The organism is Leifsonia shinshuensis (assembly GCF_031456835.1).
GTDB lineage: Bacteria > Actinomycetota > Actinomycetes > Actinomycetales > Microbacteriaceae > Leifsonia > Leifsonia shinshuensis_C.
Map to the genome: position 1 here is coordinate 446,588 of NZ_JAVDVK010000001.1, position 18,917 is coordinate 465,504.

Sequence of the window (18,917 nt, forward strand, 5' to 3'; positions counted from 1 at the left end):
CGAGCCGCTACTCGGCGGGGTGCGCGAACCTCTGCACGAGCGCGATGAGCTGGTCCACGTCGGTCTCGTCGCGGAGCACCGTGTTCGCGGCGGGCAGGAGCGCGGTGTTGTAGTACATCCCGTCGCCGATGAGCATCACCATGCGCGCAGCGAGAGGATCGCCCACGGACTCTTCGAGCGCGCCCAGCCACACGCGCTGGGCGTCGGCGAGGGCGTCCCGGGCGCGAGGGTCCGCCGCCTGGGCGAGGCGGGCCACCGCGATGACGGCACGCTCGAAGCGGGAGTCGGTCGGGATGGAGGTGCGGAGGAAGTAGTCCACCGGCCCGGCCTCCGCGGCCCGCATCCGCTCGACGTCCTCGTCGACGAGCGCGGAGAAGCGGTCGAGCACGCCGTCGACCAGCGCCTCTTTGGAGGCGAAGTGATACAGCAGGCCGCCCTTGGACACCCCGGCCCGGGCGGCGACGGCGTCGAGGGTCGCCGCCCGCTCGCTCTGCTCGGCGAGCAGCTCCTCGAAGGCGTCGAGGATGCGGTCGCGTGCGGAGCGGGAGGGGGCGGGCGCGTCACTCGGCATGTGGCCATGGTAGCCCGGACACGTTGACTACTGTACCGTCCAGACGGTACAGTAAACGCATGTCCTCGACCGTCACCCGTCCCGTCACGCCTCACGACGTCCCGGCGCGCGCGGGCGGTCGTGCGTGGGCGGCTCTGGCCGTCTTGATGCTGCCCACCCTGCTGGTGTCGGTGGACAACACGGTGCTGAGCTTCGCCCTGCCCTCGATCTCCGAGGCCCTGGAACCGAGCGCGACCGGGATGCTCTGGATCGTGGACGTGTACCCGCTCGTCCTCGCCGGGCTCCTCGTCGCGATGGGAAGCCTGGGAGACCGCATCGGCCGCCGCCGGTTGCTGCTGATCGGCGCCACCGGCTTCGCCGCCGTCTCGGCCGCGGCGGCGTTCGCGCCGAGCGCCGAGCTCCTGATCGCGGCGCGCGCCGCGCTGGGTGTGTTCGGCGCGATGCTCATGCCGTCGACGCTGTCGCTCCTTCGCAGTATCTTCTCCGACCGGGAGCAGCGCCGGCTCGCCGTCGCCATCTGGGCGGCCGGCTTCGCGGCCGGGTCCGCACTCGGCCCGATCGTCGGCGGGCTCCTCCTGGAGCACTTCTGGTGGGGCTCCGTCTTCCTGCTCGCGGTGCCCGTGCTCATCCCGCTGCTGGTGCTCGCCCCACTGCTGGTGCGCGAGTCGCGCGATCCGGCTCCGGGGCCCGTGGATGCGCTCGGCATCGTGCTCTCGCTGCTGACGATGGCGCCGATCGTCTACGGCATCAAGACGCTCGCGGTCGACGGGTTCTCTGCGCTCTCCGTGGCGGCGATCGTCGTGGGCATCGCATCCGGCGCGCTGTTCGTGCGCCGGCAGCTCCGGCGTCCCGTGCCGATGCTCGACATGCGGCTCTTCACGCGGCCGGCGTTCAGCGGGGCGGTCGTCGTCAACCTGCTCAGCGTGATCTCGCTCGTCGGGTTCCTGTTCTTCGTCTCGCAGCACCTGCAGCTCGTGATCGGGCTGACGCCGCTGCAGTCCGGGCTGGTGCTGCTCCCCGGGCTCCTCACGATGATCGTCTCCGGACTGCTGGTCGTCCCTGTGGCCCGGCGGGTGCGGCCGGGGTTCGTGATCGCCGGCGGCCTCACGCTCTCGGCCGGCGGGTACCTGCTGGTCGCACTCACCGGCGGCGGGGCGCCCTGGAGCATCCTGCTCGCATCCTTCGTGCTCCTCGGTGCGGGGATCGGAGCGGCCGAGACCGTCTCGAACGAGCTCGTCATCTCGACCGCGCCCGTCGAGAAGGCCGGCGCAGCGTCGGCGGTCTCCGAGACCGCCTACGAGCTGGGTGCGGTTCTCGGCACGGCGACGCTCGGCACGCTGATCACGGCGTCGTATCGTGCGGCGCTGGTCGTGCCCGAGGGCCTGACGGCCGCGCAGGCGGACGCGGCGGGGGAGACCCTGGGCGGCGCCGTGTCTGTTGCAGGCGCTCTCCCGGGGCCGCTCGCCGAGCAGCTGCTCGCCTCGGCGCGCGCCGCCTTCGACAGCGGGGTCGGCGTCACGGCGGTCATCGGGATCGGGCTGGTCGCCACCGCGGCGGTCGTCGCGCTCGTGACGCTCCGGCACGTGCGGTCCTGAGCCGGAGGGCGGACCCGGGACGCGGCGATAGGGTGGCAGTACCTACCGGTTCCGCATCCATCAGCGAGGAGTCCCATGTCGCGTACCGTCAAGCTCGCCGTCATCCCCGGTGACGGGATCGGTCCGGAGGTCATCGCCGAGGCGGTGAAGGTGCTGGACGCGGTGACGGCGGACGGCGGCCTCGCGTTCGAGAAGACGCACTTCTCGCTCGGGGCCGACCGGTACCTCGCGACCGGCGACGTGCTGACGGACGAGGACCTCGAGGCGATCTCCACCCACGACGCCATCCTCCTCGGCGCGGTCGGCGGAACGCCGGGCGACCCTCGGCTCGCCGGGGCGAACATCGAGCGCGGGCTGCTGCTGAAGCTCCGCTTCTCGCTCGACCACTACGTCAACCTGCGTCCGACCACGCTCTTCCCGGGGATCGCCAGCCCGCTCGCGAACCCGGGCGAGGTCGACTTCGTCGTGGTGCGCGAGGGCACCGAGGGACCGTACGTCGGGAACGGCGGGGCCATCCGGGCCGGAACGCCGCAGGAGGTCGCGAACGAGGTGTCGGTCAACACCGCCTACGGCGTCGAGCGCGTGGTCCGCTACGCGTTCCAGCAGGCGGAGCGGCGGCGCAAGAAGCTCACCCTTGTGCACAAGACCAACGTGCTGACCTTCGCCGGCTCGCTCTGGAAGCGGATCGTGGATGCGGTCGCCGCCGAGCACCACGGTGTGACCGTCGACTACCTCCACGTCGACGCCGCGACCATCTTCCTGGTGACGGATCCTGCTAGATTCGATGTGATCGTCACGGACAACCTCTTCGGCGACATCCTCACCGACCTCGCGGCCGCGATCAGCGGCGGCATCGGGCTGGCGGCCTCGGGCAACATCAACCCGGCCGGGGCCTTTCCGAGCATGTTCGAGCCGGTTCACGGATCGGCCCCCGACATCGCCGGCCAGCAGAAGGCCGACCCCACCGCCGCGATCCTCTCCACCGCGCTCCTGCTCCGCCACCTCGGCGAGTCGGAGCTCGCCGAGCGGGTCGAGCACGCGGTGACCGCCGACCTCGCCGCCCGCACAGGCGCTGCGCGAACGACCGCCGAGATCGGCGACGCCATCGCCGCCCGAGTGGCGCAGAATTGATCCACCGTCGCACAAAGGACCTGTCATGACCTCGACCAGCATCTCTCTCACCAGCGGCCCCACCGAGACCTCCGGCCTGCTCTGGAACGTCACCCGCAACGAGGCGGCGCGCGACGCCGCCGCGCGCGCGGAGATCCTCGCCAACCCGGGCTTCGGCAACTTCTTCACCGACCACATGGTCGACATCTGCTGGTCGGCCAAGGGCGGCTGGCACCGGCCGCGGGTCTCCCCGTACGGTCCGATCCAGCTCGAGCCCTCCGCCGCGGTCTTCCACTACGCGCAGGAGATCTTCGAGGGCCTCAAGGCGTACCGCCACGAGGACGGCTCGATCTGGGGCTTCCGCCCCGAGGCGAACGCCGCCCGCATGCAGCGTTCGGCGTACCGCCTGGCCCTCCCCGAACTGCCCGTCGAGCACTTCCTCGACTCGCTGAAGCAGCTCATCGCGGTCGACGGCGACTGGGTGCCGGACGCTCCGGAGACCAGCCTGTACCTGCGGCCGTTCATGTTCGCCAAGGAGGCGTTCCTCGGCGTGCGCCCCGCCAACAAGGTGGCGTACTACCTGATCGCGAGCCCCGCCGGCGCGTACTTCCCGAGCGGCGTCGCACCGGTGTCCATCTGGCTCTCCGACCACTGGTCGCGCGCCGGCAAGGGCGGAACGGGCGCGGCGAAGACCGGAGGCAACTACGCGTCGAGCCTGCTGCCCCAGGCGGAGGCCTACGAGCACGGCTGCGCCCAGGTGCTGTTCCTCGACTCGGTCGAGGGGAAGTACATCGAGGAGCTCGGCGGGATGAACGTGGTGCTCGTCCGCAAGGACGGCACGCTGGTGACCCCCGACTCCGACAGCATCCTGGAGGGCATCACCCTAGACTCGGTGCTCCAGTTGGCCCGCGACCGCGGTCACAACGTCGAGCGCCGCCGCGTGACGATCGACGAGTGGCGCGACGGCGTCGAGTCGGGCGACATCGTCGAGGTGTTCGCGTGCGGCACGGCCGCGGTGATCACCCCGATCGGCGAGCTGAAGTCCGACACCTTCACCGTCGGCGACATCACCGCCCCTCCGGGCGAGCTGACGATGTCGCTGCGCCAGGAGCTCACCGACATCCAGTACGGCCGTCAGCGCGACCGCCACAACTGGATGTACCGCCTGGACGCGTAAGGGATGGTCTTCGCGGTCGTCGGGCCGGGCGCCGTCGGCGGGCTGTTCGCCTGGCTGCTGCAGCGCGCGGACGAGGAGGTCGTCGCCGTCGGGCGCCCGGCGACCGTCGAGGCGATCCGCCGCGACGGCATCGAGGTGCGCAGCGAGCTGTTCGGCGACGCCGTGCGGCCGGTGCGCGCCGAGACGGAGGTGCCTGCGGGCGCGAGCGTGATCCTGGCGACCAAGGCGTACGGGCTGCAGGATGTGCTGCCCGGCATCGTCGCCGCACGCCCCGCCGAGGTCGTGTCCTTCCTCAACGGCGTCGAACACATGGCTCCGCTGCGGGCGGCGCTGCCCGGCGTCCCGGTCGCGGGCGCGTCCGTCGCGGTGTCCGCGCTGCGCGCATCCACCACCGTGATCGACCACCGGAGCCCGTTCGTCCGCATCGAGGCGCCGGAGGCGGCGGCCGGGTTCGCAGCCGTGGGCGCCCTCGCCGCGGCCGGGCCGAGCGTCCGGGTCGGCGGCACCGAGGCCGAGGTGCTGTGGGCCAAGTTCCGGCTGCTCGCATCGCTGGCGCTGCTCACCTCGTACTGGCGGCAGCCCGCCGGTGCGGCGCTCAGCGAGGACCCGGAGCTCACGGAGGCGGTCGTCGCCGAGGTCGTCGCGTGCTCGGCGGCCGAGGGCGTCCCGGCGTCGGAGCTCGATCTCATCCGCGCGCTGCGGAGCGTTCCCGGCGGGATGCGAACCTCGCTGCAGGAGGACCTCGCGGCCGACGCGCCGAACGAGCTCGACGCGATCGGCGGCGCGCTCCTGCGGATCGGCGACCGCCACGGCATCCCGACGCCCGCGCTCACCCGCATCGTCACGGCGCTAGGCTCGAACGCGTGAAGATCGCACGATTCAGCCACACCCGCGACGGCCAGAGCACCCCGGCGATCGACTACGGCATCGTCGACGACGACGCCCTCGTCGTGCTCGCCGGGGACCCGATGTTCGTCGGCTTCGACACCACGGGGGAGCGCGTTCCGCTCGGCAAGGTCGGCTCGCTGCTCGCACCGGTCATCCCGAGGTCGAAGGTGGTCGCCGTCGGCAAGAACTACCGCGAGCACGCCGCCGAGATGGGCGGGGAGGCGCCGGGAGAGCCGCTGCTGTTCCTGAAGCCCAACACCTCGGTCATCGGCCTCGGCGACCCGATCGTCGTCCCGCCGCAGTCGTCGCGCGTCGACTACGAGGGAGAGCTGGCCGTGGTGATCGGCACGATCGCCCGCAACGTGCGCCGCGAGGACGCCGCCCAGCACATCTTCGGCTACACCGTCGCCAACGATGTCACCGCCCGCGACCTTCAGGAGAAGGACGGCCAGTGGACCCGCGCCAAGGGCTTCGACACCTTCTGCCCGCTCGGGCCCGTCATCGAGACCGACCTGGCGCCCGACGCCGTGCTGCGCACGCGCCTCAACGGCGAGCTGAAGCAGGAGGCGCCGATCTCGGACATGGTGCACGACATCCCGTCGATCATCGCCTACGCGTCGAGCGTGTTCACGCTGCTGCCGGGGGATGTGATCCTCACCGGGACGCCGTCGGGCATCGGCCCGATGAAGGCCGGCGACACGGTCGAGGTGGAGATCGACGGCGTCGGTTCGCTGGTCAATCCGGTGCGCGCCCCGAAGTAGCCCCACCGGTAGGATCGGAGTCGTATGTCTGACTCGATCGCTCACCCGTTCTCCGAAGCCACCGGCGCCGATGTGCGCGTGCGCTTCTGCCCGTCGCCGACCGGCACGCCCCACGTCGGGCTGATCCGCACGGCCCTGTTCAACTGGGCCTACGCCCGGCACACCGGCGGCAAGCTGATCTTCCGCATCGAGGACACCGACGCGGCCCGCGACAGCGAGGAGAGCTACCAGCTGATCCTCGAGGCGCTGCGCTGGCTGCGCCTCGACTGGGACGAGGGCGTCGACGTCGGCGGCCCGGACGGGCCCTACCGCCAGTCGCAGCGGTACGACATCTACCGCGACCTCGTCGAGCGGCTGCGCGAGTCCGGCCACATCTACGAGAGCTTCGCCACGGCCGAGGAGATCGAGGCGCGCAACGTCTCGCTCGGCCGCGACCCGAAGCTCGGCTACGACAACTTCGAGCGCGACCTCACCGACGAGCAGAAGGCGGCGTACCGCGCGGAGGGCCGGCAGCCGGCGCTGCGTCTCCGGGTGCCGGACGACGACCTGAGCTTCGACGACCTGGTGCGCGGGGAGATCACGTTCAAGGCGGGGTCGTTCAGCGACTTCGTCGTCGTGCGCCCGAACGGGCATCCGCTGTACACCTTCGTGAACCCGGTCGACGACGCGCTGATGGGCATCACGCACGTGCTCCGCGGCGAGGACCTGCTGTCGTCCACGCCGCGCCAGATCGCGCTGTACCACGCGCTGATCGACGCGGGCGTGACGACCTTCGTGCCCCGCTTCGGCCACCTGCCGTACGTCATGGGGGAGGGCAACAAGAAGCTCTCCAAGCGCGACCCGGAGTCGAACCTGTTCCACCACCGCGACCGCGGCTTCATCCCCGAAGGGCTCGTCAACTACCTGGCGCTGCTGGGCTGGTCGCTCACGCACGACCGCGACGTCTTCTCGTTGGAGGAGATGGTGGCCGCGTTCGACGTGAAGAACGTGAACCCGAACCCGGCGCGCTTCGACCTGAAGAAGGCGGAGTCGATCAACGGCGACCACATCCGCCTGCTCGACGTCGCCGACTTCGCCGAGCGCACCATCCCGTACCTGGCCGCCGCCGGTGTCGTGCAGGAGCCGCTGACGCCCGAGCAGCACGCCGTGCTCGCCGAGGCCGCGCCGCTCGTTCAGGAGCGCGTGCAGCTGCTCGGCGAGACGCCCGGGATGCTCGGCTTCCTGTTCACGGACGCAGCCTCGCTCGTCGTCGAGGACGACGCCCGCGCCTCCCTGCCGGCGAACGCCGGCGAGGTGCTCGCGGCCTCCCTCGGCGCGCTGGAGCTGGTGCCCGAGGCCGAGTGGACGCACGACGCGATCGAGTCCGCGCTGCGCGACGCGCTGATCGAGGGGCTCGGGCTGAAGCCGCGGGTCGCGTTCGGCCCGCTGCGCGTGGCGATCTCCGGCCGCCGGGTGTCGCCTCCGCTGTTCGAGTCCATGGAGATCCTCGGCAAGGCGGAGACGGTCGCGCGGCTCGACCGGCTGTCCGCGGCGCTGGCGTAAGGATGAGCGGGATGCCGGGGGCTGCGGGGTCCGAGGCGTCGGTGGTGTCGGGGGCGTCGGGGGCGTCGGGGGCGTCGGTCGAGGTCGTCGTCATCGGCGGTGGTCCGGCAGGGCTGTCGGCCGCACTGAACCTGGCTCGGGCGCGCCGGCGCGTGCTCGTGGTGGACGGCAACCGTCCGCGCCACGCCGCGACGCTGCTGGCGCACGGCTTCCTCACCCGCGACGGGGTGTCGCCGCTGGAGCTCCGCCGCCTCGGTCGCGAGGAGGTCGACGCCTACGAGAACGCCTCAGTGGTCTTCGCCCAGGTGAGCGCGGTCTCCGTGGAGGGCGACGGCTTCCGGGTGACGGGCCGTGGCGTTCGCGGCGGCGCCGATGTCGATGTGGTCGCGGACACCGTGGTGATCGCGACCGGCGTCACGGAGACGATGCCGTCCATCCCGAGCCTGCGCGCCTACTACGGCACCCAGCTGCACAGCTGCATCGAGTGCGACGGCTTCGAGTCGGCCGGGCAGCCGCTCGCGCTGATCGGCGAGACGCCCGACCTCGCCGAGCGCGCGCTGCTGCTCACCCAGTGGACTGACGACCTGATCGTCTTCACGAACGCCGCCGAGGCCGTCGACGCCGACGAGGAGCGGACGCTCGCCCAGCTCGGCGTGCGGGTCGACCGTCGCCGCATCGACGACGTCGTCGGTGAGAAGGGCGTCATGACGGGCGTCCGTCTCGAGGACGGAACCGTGATCGAGCGGGCCGGCGGGTTCATCCGCCCGGTGTGGTCGCCGGCGCTGGCGTTCGCCGACGCCCTCGACCTCGACCGCGACGACGAGGGCTACCTCGTCACGGACGCGCAGGGCCGCACCTCGCTGCCCGGCGTGTACGCGGCGGGGGAGACGACGGCGCCCGGACCGCAGCAGCTGATCGTCGCCGCAGGCTCCGGCGCGGTCGTCGCCGCGGCCGTCAACCGCGACCTCATCGGGCTCGCGCTGGACGGCGCCGCCGTTTTGTAGTCCGCGCCGCGGGTAGGCTAGAGTTGGTTCTCGTGCCCGGGCCGCGGTCCGAAGCAGTGGGGTATGGTGTAATTGGCAACACGGCTGATTCTGGTTCAGTTGTTCTTGGTTCGAGTCCAGGTACCCCAGCAGTAGAAATCCCGTCGAAACCCCGGTCCTGACCGGGGTTTTCTGCTGTCCGGAAACCCTCCCTTCGCCGAAGTGCACCTTGTTGCGCACCCGCGCGGCGTGTCGGGCACAACGACGTGCACCTCGGCGGATGCGGGGGACGGGCGGCAGCGTTCCTGTACGGACTCTCAGGGGCCGCATTGTTGTTCCGGCTCGTGTGAGGGCGTTGGATTGACCTGCGCCACTAGCGCAATCCCGCATCGATGAAAGGACATCCGTGCGCACCACATCGAGAACCCTCAGGGCCGCAGCCGTCACCGCCGGCGCGGCCCTTCTGTTTGTCGCGGCAGCCGCGACACCGGCCGCTGCGGCATCAGGCCGCAGTGCCCTGCCCGGCAGTCAGCCGGCGTGGGCGAACGCGAAGGCGCTCCGCTCCGCCGCGCCCGCCACCGACACGGTCGACCTCCGGGTATACCTCCCGTGGCAGAACGCCTCCGCCGCGGCGCAGACCGCACTCGCGGTCTCGACCCCCGGCTCGTCCAGCTACCGCAAGTTCCTCACGCCGCAGGCGTTCCGGCAGAAGTTCGCGCCGAGCCAGTCGAGCGTGGTGGCGGTGCAGCAGTTCCTGCGCAGCGCAGGCTTCAGCATCGTGGACACTCCCAGCAACAACCGTTACGTGTCGGCCGAGGGAACCGTCGCCCAGGCGCAGAGCGCGTTCGGCGTCACCCTCGGCGAGTACAGCGCGTTCGGGACCACCCTGCGGGCACCCGAGTCGGCCGTCACCGTCCCGGCGTCGCTGGCCGGCATCGTGGAGAGCGTGGCCGGGCTCGACCAGGGCGCGTCGCTTATCCAGCCGACGAGCACCGACGGCAACGGCAACAGCCCGAAGCAGAACCACGGCGCCCCCTCGGCCGGTTTCCGCGCCGGGCAGCCCTGCTCGCTCTGGTACGGCGAGAAGACGGTGGCCATGCCGAACGCCCCGGCGTACGGGACCAGCACGAAGCCCATCGCTCCGTGCGGCTACACGCCCGCCCAGGTGCGCGGGCTGTACGGCCTCGACCAGGTCGCCGCGAACGGCTCCGGCCAGACCGTCGCCTTCGTCGGCGCCAACGCGAGCCCCACGCTCGTCCAGGACGTGACGAAGTACAGCAGCCTCCACAACCTGCCCGCTCCCAAGATCACCCAGCTGGTCGCGCCCGGTGTGTACAAGCACCCGGACACGCCGCAGCAGGTGCCGGGGGACTACTACGGCGAGGAGACGCTCGACGCCGAGGCCATCCACACGACGGCCCCGGGAGCCGAACTGCTGTACGTCGCCTCCGCGAACGCGCGGCAGGACTTCGACGCCTCGGTCAACGACATCGTGGACAAGCACCTGGCGAGCATCCTCTCGATCAGCTACGGGTTCGCCGGTGAGGCGGTGCCGCAGGGCTTCATCAACAGCCTCAACAACACCTTCATCGAGGCCGCAGCGACCGGGGTCGGCGTGTTCGTCTCCAGCGGCGACAGCGGCGACGAGGTCGGTTCGTTCGGGACGCCGACGGTGGACTTCTACGCCGACAGCCCGTGGGTGACGGCGGTCGGCGGCAGCTCCGCCTCCGTCGTTCCGACGGCCGCCCCGTCGGGCCTGACGTACGCGGCCATCGACGACCCGGCGTCCCCGCTGAACAACACCGGCTGGAAGCGCTCGTTCGAGGTCGGCTGGCAGACCGGGCTCGACGCGGTCAACCCGACGCCGACCGACCACATGTCCAGCGCCCCGTACGAGCTCGACGGCACCTTCGCGTCGCCGCTGCCCGGCACGTTCAACGGCGGCGGTGGCGGTGGCGTGAGCCGCATCTTCGCGCAGCCCGCCTACCAGGCGGCGGCCGTGGGTGCGGCGTCGGGACGCCTGGTTCCTGACATCAGCGCGCTGGCGGATCCGAACACGGGCCTCCTCGTCGGTCAGACCCAGGCGTTCAGCAACGGCACCTACTACGACGAGTACCGCATCGGCGGCACGTCGGTCGCGGCTCCGCTCACCGCGGGCATGGCGGCGGTCGCGAACCAGGTGGCCGGCGCGCCGCTCGGGTTCCTGAACCCGCGGATCTACGCGGCGTACTCGGCGGGAGGCTCGGCGTTCTACGACGTCGACCAGGCCGACATGTTCGGCACCACCGTGCAGTCCCCGCTGCCGTCGGTGCTGCGCGTCAACTATGTCGACAGCGAGAGCGCTGCGGGCGGTCTGAGCTACAGCCTGCGCACGCAGGAGGAGCCGAACCAGACCCTCCACAGCACGAAGGGCTACGACACGGCCACCGGAGTCGGGACGCCGAACGGCGCCGCGTTCTTCGCCGGCATCACGAAGTAGCGCGCATCCCAGCACGTCGTGCGCCCCTCCCGACAGGAGGGGCGCACGACGTGCTGCTCAGGCGTGGGTCACGAAGCGGGTGCGTCCTCGGCGGCCTCCTCGGCCTCCTCGCCGTGCTGGACGATGTCGCCGTCCTGGAAGAGGATGCCCTGGGCGGTCTCGCGCCACTGGGGCTTCGCCCGGAGCAGGAACTCGAGCTCCATGCTGAAGTGCTTGTACTCCTCCGCCAGCGAGTCGAGCATGATCGCGCGGGCGACCTCATCCTGCTCAACGGCGATGCGCTGCTCGTACCAGCCGATCGCCTCCGCCTCCTCCGAGAGGCTGGCGCACATCCGTGCGAACGTCCGTGTCTCCGCGCTGAGTTCGCTCGGGGGCTCGTGATACTGATCCGTGGACATGGATCTCCCTTCGTCGGGCCCATCCAATGCCGGGAGAGCCGGCACGGCAAGAGAGCGAGCCCCGCAGGGGGTGCCCCTCGTACTGGGGTAGAGCGAAACCGGCCGGATGGTTTTGACTGAGCAGGATGCTCGCATCATCACAGCGGGCCGCATTCGAAAGTGAGCCGCCCGTGCGTGATCGCGCCGCCGCCGTCCGTATCCCCGAACACTCGCAGACGGCTCCGCCGCGCCGCCGCCATCGCGTCGTCGCCGGCGTCGCCGTCGCCGCTCTGACGATGGCCGGAGTGGCCGCCGTCAGCCTCCCCGCATCGGCCACGCCGGGCACCGCCTCCTACGAGGTGGCGTTCTCGGCCGCCATCGGGATCTCGGTCACCGATGTCGCCATCGACTCGTACACGGCCCAGGCCTTCGCCGCGATCGACAGCGGCGTCGCCATCCTGAACGAGATGGACGGCAGCACCGTCGACACGGTCAGCCTCCCCAACACCAATAACCGGCAGATCGACGCCGACGCCACCCGTGCCCTGGTGTGGACGCTGGACCCGGCCACCGGTGTCCTGTCGCGGATCGACGAGCGCACGAACTCCGTGACGGGTTCCGTCCCGATCCCCGGCAACCCCCGCGACCTCGTCGTCGACCACACGACCGGGAAGGTGTTCGTCACGACGGGGACCCTCGGCACGGTCGTCCCGGTGAACGAGACGACGCTCGCCCTCGGCACGGCCATCACGGTCGGCGGCACCGCCTTCCGCATCGGCGTGGACTCCCAGGCCGGCCTGCTCTACGTCGTGAACGCCGCGGGACCGTCGGTCGTCCTCGTCGACGAGGCTGCTGGGTCGGTCACCGGCACGGTGCCGCTCCCCGCGGCCCCGCTGGCGCTCACCGTCGACGCGGACCACCACCGGGCGTACCTCGGATCCCTGGACTCCGACAGCGTCATGGTCGTGGACGGCGCCGGCAAGGCGCTCGGTTCGCCGATCGCCGTGCCCAGCGGCTTCGGCCACGGCGTCTCGGCCCTCGGGATCGACCCGACGACGCAGACGGTGATCGGACGCAACGCCAACCAGGTGTTCCGCATCAACACCGAGAACGGCGCCATCCGCACCTGGAGCAGCACCCTGGGCGCGTACGTGCTCACCACCGACATCGTGGCCGACGTCTTCACGAACACCGTGATCTACGGCTCCGGCGCTGCGGTGACCGGCCTCTGGGAGCCGGTGTCGTTCCTCGGCAGCGTCTCCGGCGTCGTCCCGACGGGCTCGCCCTACTCGCAGCAGATCTCGAGCTGGTCGATCGACGCGTCGCCGCTGACCTTCGCGGTGACCAACGGGTCCCTTCCTCCGGGTCTGACGCTGAACAGCGACACGATCTCCGGCACGGCCACCACCCCCGGCTCGTACACCTTCGACCTGACGGCGACCGTGCCGAGCAACGGCGAGTCCGTCACGCAGACCTACACCCTCCGGGTGGTCACCGTGAACCGGACGGCCGGCAGCGACCGGTTCGCCACCTCCGTCGAGGTGTCGAAGGCCGCCTACCCCGACCCGGCGACCGTCGGCACCGTCTACGTCGCCAACGGCATCTCGTTCCCCGACGCGCTCTCGGGCGGGCCCGCCGCCGCGCAGGACTCCGGCCCGCTCCTCCTGACCGCTCCCGGCTACCTGCCCGCGTCGGTCTCCGACGAGATCGCGCGGCTGCATCCCGCTCACATCGTCGTGGTCGGCGGACCGGCCGTGGTGAGCGACGACGTCCTCACCACGCTGCGCGGGCTCTCGACCGACGTCAAGCGGGTCTACGGCGGCGACCGGTTCGGCACGTCGCAGGCGGTCATCCGGCACAGCTTCACCTCGGCGCCGACCGTGTACGTGTCGACCGGTCTCAACTTCCCCGACTCGCTGAGCGCGGGCGGCGCGGCGGGCAGCCTCCACGCACCGCTGCTCCTGGTGAACGGGAACGCGACCTCGGTGGACCCGGCGACGGCGCAGTTGCTGCACGACCTGGGCACGACCCACATCGTCGTCATCGGCGGCTCGGCCGTCATGTCGCCGTCCCTGGTCGCCGACTTCGCGCACTTCGGCACGGTGCTGCACCTGGCGGGCGTCGACCGCTTCGACTCGTCGCAGCAGATCGTCGAGACGGCGTTCGCCAGCAGCAACCGCGTCATCCTGGCCAACGGGCTCAACTTCCCGGACGCCCTCGGTGCGTCCGCCTGGTCGGGCAAGAGCGCTTCTCCGCTCTTCATCACCCTCGGCGGCTGCGTGCCGCAGCGCACGCTCGACGACATCTTCTTCCTGGGGGCGACCAACGTCACCCTGGTCGGAGGCACGTCTGTGCTCGCGCCAGAGGTGGCGGGTCTCACGAGCTGCGGCGGCGCGTCGATCGTGGCGCCGGCCTACCCGGCCCTCGCTCCGGTGGTGGCCAAGAAGAGCGGCGGCTCCGCGAGCGGCTCGGTGACGTACGACCACCCGGTCGCGCCGACGCTCCCGGTCAACCCGCGCACGCACGGCGACGCGGGGCACTGAGCCGGTCGGCAGCAGCACACGGGATGCCGCACATCGTCACTCGCGGGTGAGGATGTGCGGCATCGCCGTGCCGTCACCGCTGGCTTATGCGGCAGCACCGGATGCGGCAGGATGTCGGCCATGACGGACACGGACGGAGCCGGCATCGTCGGCGTCAGCACGATCGGCATCCCGGTCGCGGATCAGGACCGGGCGCTCGCCTTCTATCGCGACGTGCTCGGGTTCGAGGTCCGGGTGGATGCGCCTCTCCCGCAGACGGGCGGCCGCTGGATCATGCTCGCGCCTCCCGGGTCCCCGGTCTCGGTCTCGCTGGTGCGGGCGAGCGACGAGGCGCCCGCCGGCGTCGAGACGGGCGTGCGCTTCGCCGCGCGGGATGCGGGGGTCGCCCACGCCGCCCTGGAGCGCCAGGGCGTCACCGTCGGCGAGCTGCTGCGATGGCCCGGCGTCCCGGCGATGTTCGCCGCCCACGATCAGGACGGGAACCGGTTCGAGGTCGTCGAGGCTTCCTGACACGGTTGCCGCGCCACTAGGCTGCGGACAGGGGGTGGCGTATGAGCGCACTGATGGCGGAGTTCGAGAAGGTTCAGCGGCGGCGCCGGAGGGTCGTGCTCCTCGTGGTACTCGCGATCCTTGCGGGTGCCGGGGCGTGGATGACCGGGCCGTGGGGCGTCGTGCTGCTCACCCGGGGTGACGCCGTCGGCTGGCTGCTCGTCGCGGCCGGTGCCCTGCTGCTCGCGGCGGCTCTGGTGGCCGCCGTCACGGCGCGCCGCCTGCACGTGCCGGTGGAGAGCCTCCCGGGCAAGGCGAACCCGCGCTTCGGCGAGCCGGAGCCCTCGCGCAACCCCAACGGCGGGTACTCGTTGGTGGACTCGCAGCTCGGGTCGCACTAGCTGCGACCGCGGCGGGTCCGGCCCCACCGATAGGGTGGCGGGATGGCCCCCAGCGTGATCGTCATCGGCGCCGGAGTCGTCGGCGCCTCGGCTGCCTGGTCGCTGGCGCGCGCCGGCGCATCTGTCCTCCTGCTGGAGGCGTTCGAACGCGGGCACGACCGCGGATCGTCGCACGGCGCCACGCGGATCTTCCGGCACGGGTACGCCGAGCAGGACTACGTGGCGCTCTCCGTCCGCGCCCTGGACGGCTGGAAGCACCTGGAGCGGACCTCCGGGCGGCGGATCTTCGACCGCACCGGCGCCGTCGACCACGGCGACCCCGAGGCGCTCTCGGCGATCGCAGAGGCGCAGGATGCGGCCGAGCTGCCCTACGAGTGGCTCACCGGCGCCGAGGCGGCCGGTCGCTGGCCGGGGCTGCGCTTCGAGGAGAGGGTGCTGTTCAGCCCGGGCGGTGGCCGGCTGCGTGCGGCGGACGCGGTGGATGCGCTGCTCGACGCTGCGGAGGCTGCCGGCGCGCGACTACGGTTCGGCGTGCGGGCCTCCGGGATCGATCCGGACGGTGACGCTGTGGCCGTGACCGCCTCCGACGGAACGCACACGGCCGACCGGGTCGTGGTGGCCGCCGGTTCGTGGACGCCCGAGCTCGTCCGTCCCTGGCTGGCCGCGAACGGCGTCACGATCCCGACGGTCACCGTCACCGAGGAGCAGCCGGCGCACTTCCCCCTGCGGCCCGGTCCCGCGCACGACGAGAGCAGGTGGCCGAGCTTCGTGCACCATCCCACCGCCGACGGCTCGCCCAGCGTCTACGGGCTGCTGACTCCGGGGGAGGGTGTGAAGGTGGGCTTCCACGGAACCGGACCGGCCGTCGACCCCGACCGGCGCGACCGGACCATCGACCCCACACGGCTCGGCCGCCTGCAGGAGTACGTCGCGGAGTGGGTGCCCGGCGTCGACGCCACGCGTCCGGAGGGCATCAGCTGCCTCTACGACAGCACGGAGTCGGAGGACTTCGTGCTCGACCGCGTCGGCCCGGTGGTCGTCGCGACCGGGTTCTCGGGCCACGGCTTCAAGTTCGGTCCAGCGCTCGGCGACATCCTGAGCCGCCTCGCGCTGGACGGCGAGCCCGCCGAACCGCGCTTCCGCCTCGCGGTCGCGTCGCCCGACGCGTGAGCGCGGCTCGGCCCGGACGACTGCGCCGATTCGTCGCGTCCGCGTGTGCGCGAACGGCCGCAAACGTGACGAACAGCGGCAGAAGGGCTCCCGGGCCCGGGCCCGTCAGACCTGAGCGCCGAGCTTGAAGCCCCGGGGCTCGTCCTCCTTGCGGGTGTACGAGAAGCCGTCCGCCCCGATCGTGACCTCCATCTCGGAGTCGTCGGTGCGCGTGGTCAGCGGCTGCGGGTTCCCGTCGAGGTCGAGGACGGTCGACGCCTCCGTGTACCAGGACGGCACGACCGGGTTGCCCCACCAGTCGCGGCGCTGGTTGTCGTGCACATCCCAGGTGACGACGGGGTTGTCCGGGTCGCCCGTGTAGTAGTCCTGCGTATAGATCTCCACGCGGTGACCGTCCGGGTCGCGGAGGTACAGGTAGAACGCGTTCGAGACGCCGTGACGGCCCGGCCCCCGTTCGATGCAGTCGCTGCGGCGCAGAGCCCCGAGCTTGTCGCAGATGGCGATGATGTTGTGCTTCTCGTGCGTGGCGAACGCGACGTGGTGCATCCGCGGGCCGTCGCCGCCGGTCATCGCGGTGTCGTGCACGGTGGGCTTGCGGCGCATCCACGCGGCGTAGGTCGTGCCGTGCTCGTCCTGGATGTCCTCGGTCACGCGGAAGCCGAGGTCCTCCATGTACTTCACGGCACGCGGGACGTCCGGTGTGACCTGGTTGAAGTGGTCGAGCCGGACCAGCGCACCCGGCGTGTAGAGGTCATAGCGCCACGCCAGACGCTCCACGTGCTCCACCTCGTAGAAGAACTCGTACGGGAAGCCGAGCGGGTCCTCGACGCGGACCGAATCGCCGATGCCCTTCGTGAACCCCTCGCTGCGACGCTCCACCCGGCAGCCGAGCTCGGTGTAGAACTCCACGGCGCGGCCCAGGTCCTCGGGCGTGCGCACGCGGTACGAGAACGCCGCGACGGCCGCCACCGGGCCCTTTCTCAGCACGAGGTTGTGGTGGATGAACTCCTCGAACGACCGCAGGTAGACGGTGTTCTCGTCCTCCTCGGTCACGACGAGGTCGAGCACGTCGACGTAGAACTCGCGGCTGGCCGCGAGGTCGGTGACGACGAGCTCCATGTACGCGCAGCGGACGACGTCCGGCGGAGTCGCCTTCGGCGTCGGGATGCGGTCGGTGGGGGCCGGAATCGGATCGGCTGCGGTCACGATGGGCTCGGGCGCGCCGGGGGTGATGGTCATGGTGGTGCTCTTCTCTGCGCTGAGTGTGGGTCGGTACGGGGAGGTCAGGCGTCGCCGGCGTCCTCGGCCGCCTCGGCGGCCTCCTCGGGCTGGTGCGCCGTGGCGCCGAACCGGGCGGTGTGGACGGGGCCAAGCGTGATGTGGACCGCCTGCTGGTCGGTGTAGAAGTCGATGGATCGATAGCCGCCCTCGTGCCCGAGGCCCGACGCCTTCACCCCGCCGAACGGCGTGCGGAGGTCGCGGACGTTGTGCGAGTTCAGCCACACCATTCCGGCCTCGACGTTCTGGGCGAAGGTGTGCGCGCGCTCCAGGTCGCTGGTCCAGATGTACGCGGCGAGGCCGTAGCGCACGCCGTTGGCGAGTTCCAGCGCCTCGTCGTCGGTGTCGAACGGGGTGATGGCGACGACCGGTCCGAAGATCTCCTCCTGGAAGATCCGGGCGTCGGGGGCGACATCGGCGAAGACGGTCGGCGCCACGTAGTTGCCGTGGTCCAGGCCCTCCGGGCGGCCGCCGCCCGCGAGCAGCCGGCCCTCCTGTTTGCCGAGCTCGACGTACGACATGACCTTCTCGTAGTGCTCGGGGTGCACGAGCGCGCCGACCTCGGTCTTCGGGTCGTGCGGGTCGCCGACGACGATGTGCTTCGCCCTCTCGGCGTACCGCTCGAGGAACTCGTCGTAGACCGGACGCTCGACGAGGATGCGCGAACCAGCCGTGCACCGCTCGCCGTTCAGCGAGAAGACGCCGAACAGCGTCGAGTCGATGGCGGCGTCGAGGTCGGCGTCGGCGAAGACGACGGCGGGGGACTTGCCGCCCAGCTCCATCGAGAGCCCCTTCAGGAACGGCGCGGCGTTCGCGAAGATGATCTGGCCGGTGCGGCTCTCGCCGGTGAACGAGATGAGCGGCACGTCCGGGTGCTTCACCAGCGCATCCCCGGCCTCCTCGCCGAGACCGTTGACGAGGTTGAAGACGCCGTCGGGAACGCCGGCCGCCCGGAAGATCTCCGCCCACAGGCTCGCGGAGAGCGGCGTGAACTCGGCGGGCTTCAGCACGACGGTGTTCCCGGTCGCGAGAGCCGGGGCGAGTTTCCAGCTCTCCAGCATGAACGGGGTGTTCCAGGGCGTGATGAGCCCGGCCACGCCGATCGGCTTGCGGTTCACGTAGTTCAGCTGACTGCCGGGCACCTTGTACGCGTCGTCCGCCTGCGCGACGATGAGGTCGGCGAAGAAGCGGAAGTTCTCGGCAGCGCGCTGCGCCTGCCCCAGCGCCTGGGTGATCGGCAGGCCGGTGTCGAAGGTCTCGAGCTCGGCGAGCCGCGCATCCTGAGCCTCGACCGCGTCGGCGATCCGGTTCAGCACCCGGGCGCGCTCGCGCGGCTTCATCCGGGGCCATGGACCCTCGCGGAAGGCGCGGGTGGCCGCGGCGACGGCGAGATCGATGTCCTCCTTCTGCCCGGCGGCCGCCTGCACGTAGACCTCGTTCGACACCGGGTCGAGCACGTCGAAGGTCTTGCCCGATACGCTGTCGACGAAGCGGCCGTCGATGAAGTGCTGGATGCGGTCGGGAAGGTTCTCGGGGATGTGGTGCTGCGCCAT

16 protein-coding genes and 1 tRNA gene are annotated in these 18,917 nt (G+C 71.2%); 13 read left to right on the forward strand and 4 right to left on the reverse strand.

Translation table 11 applies throughout. The features are described 5' to 3' along the window. Positions 1–7: 7 nt before the first annotated feature. Positions 8–571, reverse strand: coding sequence for a TetR/AcrR family transcriptional regulator (locus J2W45_RS02285; protein WP_310128685.1), 564 nt, complete (start codon positions 569–571; stop codon positions 8–10). Positions 572–630: 59 nt separating this feature from the next. Here J2W45_RS02285 and J2W45_RS02290 point away from each other — a divergent pair, with 59 nt between their 5' ends. From J2W45_RS02290 to J2W45_RS02330, 9 genes are all read left to right on the forward strand, one after another. Further along, complete coding sequence (locus tag J2W45_RS02290; protein WP_310128687.1) at positions 631–2,166, forward strand: MFS transporter; 1,536 nt, start codon at positions 631–633, stop codon at positions 2,164–2,166. A 75-nt stretch (positions 2,167–2,241) separates the two neighbouring features. Beyond that, positions 2,242–3,297 carry a 3-isopropylmalate dehydrogenase gene (locus J2W45_RS02295; protein WP_310128689.1) on the forward strand — a complete coding sequence of 352 codons (1,056 nt, stop codon included), beginning with the start codon at positions 2,242–2,244 and terminating at the stop codon, positions 3,295–3,297. A 25-nt stretch (positions 3,298–3,322) separates the two neighbouring features. Beyond that, positions 3,323–4,453, forward strand: a complete 1,131-nt coding sequence (locus tag J2W45_RS02300; RefSeq protein WP_310128690.1) for a branched-chain amino acid aminotransferase — start codon at positions 3,323–3,325, stop codon at positions 4,451–4,453. Between the two features lie 3 nt (positions 4,454–4,456). Then, positions 4,457–5,320 (forward strand): ketopantoate reductase family protein, encoded by an 864-nt coding sequence (locus J2W45_RS02305; RefSeq protein WP_310128692.1) that lies wholly within the window; start codon positions 4,457–4,459, stop codon positions 5,318–5,320. After that, positions 5,317–6,102 (forward strand): fumarylacetoacetate hydrolase family protein, encoded by a 786-nt coding sequence (locus J2W45_RS02310; RefSeq protein WP_310128693.1) that lies wholly within the window; start codon positions 5,317–5,319, stop codon positions 6,100–6,102. Before J2W45_RS02305 ends, J2W45_RS02310 begins: the two co-directional genes overlap by 4 nt. 24 nt (positions 6,103–6,126) lie before the next feature. Beyond that, complete coding sequence (gltX, locus tag J2W45_RS02315; protein WP_310128694.1) at positions 6,127–7,644, forward strand: glutamate--tRNA ligase; 1,518 nt, start codon at positions 6,127–6,129, stop codon at positions 7,642–7,644. A gap of 11 nt (positions 7,645–7,655) precedes the next feature. After that, positions 7,656–8,648 (forward strand): NAD(P)/FAD-dependent oxidoreductase, encoded by a 993-nt coding sequence (locus J2W45_RS02320; RefSeq protein ID WP_310128695.1) that lies wholly within the window; start codon positions 7,656–7,658, stop codon positions 8,646–8,648. Between the two features lie 57 nt (positions 8,649–8,705). Continuing rightward, a tRNA-Gln gene (locus J2W45_RS02325) sits at positions 8,706–8,777 on the forward strand. Between the two features lie 256 nt (positions 8,778–9,033). Further along, positions 9,034–11,106: a S53 family peptidase gene (locus tag J2W45_RS02330; protein WP_310128697.1), complete on the forward strand. Its 2,073-nt coding sequence runs from the start codon at positions 9,034–9,036 to the stop codon at positions 11,104–11,106. A gap of 68 nt (positions 11,107–11,174) precedes the next feature. Here the strand turns inward: J2W45_RS02330 and J2W45_RS02335 are convergent, their stop codons facing one another. Beyond that, complete coding sequence (locus J2W45_RS02335; protein ID WP_310128699.1) at positions 11,175–11,504, reverse strand: ferritin family protein; 330 nt, start codon at positions 11,502–11,504, stop codon at positions 11,175–11,177. 170 nt (positions 11,505–11,674) lie between these two features. On the opposite strand from J2W45_RS02335, the gene J2W45_RS02340 reads away from it, so the two are divergent. From J2W45_RS02340 to J2W45_RS02355, 4 genes are all read left to right on the forward strand, one after another. Continuing rightward, the gene (locus J2W45_RS02340) at positions 11,675–14,026 is read left to right on the forward strand and encodes a cell wall-binding repeat-containing protein (protein ID WP_310128701.1); all 2,352 of its coding nucleotides are present in this window, start codon (positions 11,675–11,677) and stop codon (positions 14,024–14,026) included. 120 nt (positions 14,027–14,146) lie between these two features. Further along, positions 14,147–14,536 (forward strand): VOC family protein, encoded by a 390-nt coding sequence (locus J2W45_RS02345; RefSeq protein ID WP_310128702.1) that lies wholly within the window; start codon positions 14,147–14,149, stop codon positions 14,534–14,536. Between the two features lie 41 nt (positions 14,537–14,577). After that, positions 14,578–14,916, forward strand: a complete 339-nt coding sequence (locus J2W45_RS02350; RefSeq protein WP_310128703.1) for a hypothetical protein — start codon at positions 14,578–14,580, stop codon at positions 14,914–14,916. A gap of 42 nt (positions 14,917–14,958) precedes the next feature. Then, positions 14,959–16,086, forward strand: a complete 1,128-nt coding sequence (locus J2W45_RS02355; protein WP_310128705.1) for an FAD-dependent oxidoreductase — start codon at positions 14,959–14,961, stop codon at positions 16,084–16,086. 105 nt (positions 16,087–16,191) lie between these two features. Here J2W45_RS02355 and hpaD read toward each other — a convergent pair whose 3' ends face one another. Both hpaD and hpaE read right to left on the reverse strand, forming a co-directional pair. Further along, the gene (gene hpaD / locus J2W45_RS02360) at positions 16,192–17,325 is read right to left on the reverse strand and encodes a 3,4-dihydroxyphenylacetate 2,3-dioxygenase (RefSeq protein WP_310128706.1); all 1,134 of its coding nucleotides are present in this window, start codon (positions 17,323–17,325) and stop codon (positions 16,192–16,194) included. Between the two features lie 44 nt (positions 17,326–17,369). After that, a complete protein-coding gene (gene hpaE, locus J2W45_RS02365) occupies positions 17,370–18,917 on the reverse strand; it encodes a 5-carboxymethyl-2-hydroxymuconate semialdehyde dehydrogenase (RefSeq protein WP_310128707.1) in 1,548 nt (515 codons plus the stop codon).

Excerpts from the sequence above, each read along its gene's own strand:
- J2W45_RS02285 (WP_310128685.1), bottom strand. The coding sequence starts at position 571 with ATGCCGAGTGACGCGCCCGCCCCCTCCCGCTCCGCACGCGACCGCATC.
- J2W45_RS02290 (WP_310128687.1), top strand. The coding sequence starts at position 631 with ATGTCCTCGACCGTCACCCGTCCCGTCACGCCTCACGACGTCCCGGCG.
- J2W45_RS02295 (WP_310128689.1), top strand. The coding sequence starts at position 2,242 with ATGTCGCGTACCGTCAAGCTCGCCGTCATCCCCGGTGACGGGATCGGT.
- J2W45_RS02300 (WP_310128690.1), top strand. The coding sequence starts at position 3,323 with ATGACCTCGACCAGCATCTCTCTCACCAGCGGCCCCACCGAGACCTCC.
- J2W45_RS02305 (WP_310128692.1), top strand. The coding sequence starts at position 4,457 with ATGGTCTTCGCGGTCGTCGGGCCGGGCGCCGTCGGCGGGCTGTTCGCC.
- gltX (WP_310128694.1), top strand. The coding sequence starts at position 6,127 with ATGTCTGACTCGATCGCTCACCCGTTCTCCGAAGCCACCGGCGCCGAT.
- J2W45_RS02320 (WP_310128695.1), top strand. The coding sequence starts at position 7,656 with ATGCCGGGGGCTGCGGGGTCCGAGGCGTCGGTGGTGTCGGGGGCGTCG.
- J2W45_RS02335 (WP_310128699.1), bottom strand. The coding sequence starts at position 11,504 with ATGTCCACGGATCAGTATCACGAGCCCCCGAGCGAACTCAGCGCGGAG.
- J2W45_RS02345 (WP_310128702.1), top strand. The coding sequence starts at position 14,147 with ATGACGGACACGGACGGAGCCGGCATCGTCGGCGTCAGCACGATCGGC.
- J2W45_RS02350 (WP_310128703.1), top strand. The coding sequence starts at position 14,578 with ATGAGCGCACTGATGGCGGAGTTCGAGAAGGTTCAGCGGCGGCGCCGG.
- J2W45_RS02355 (WP_310128705.1), top strand. The coding sequence starts at position 14,959 with ATGGCCCCCAGCGTGATCGTCATCGGCGCCGGAGTCGTCGGCGCCTCG.
- hpaD (WP_310128706.1), bottom strand. The coding sequence starts at position 17,325 with ATGACCATCACCCCCGGCGCGCCCGAGCCCATCGTGACCGCAGCCGAT.
- hpaE (WP_310128707.1), bottom strand. The coding sequence starts at position 18,917 with ATGGCGCAGCACCACATCCCCGAGAACCTTCCCGACCGCATCCAGCAC.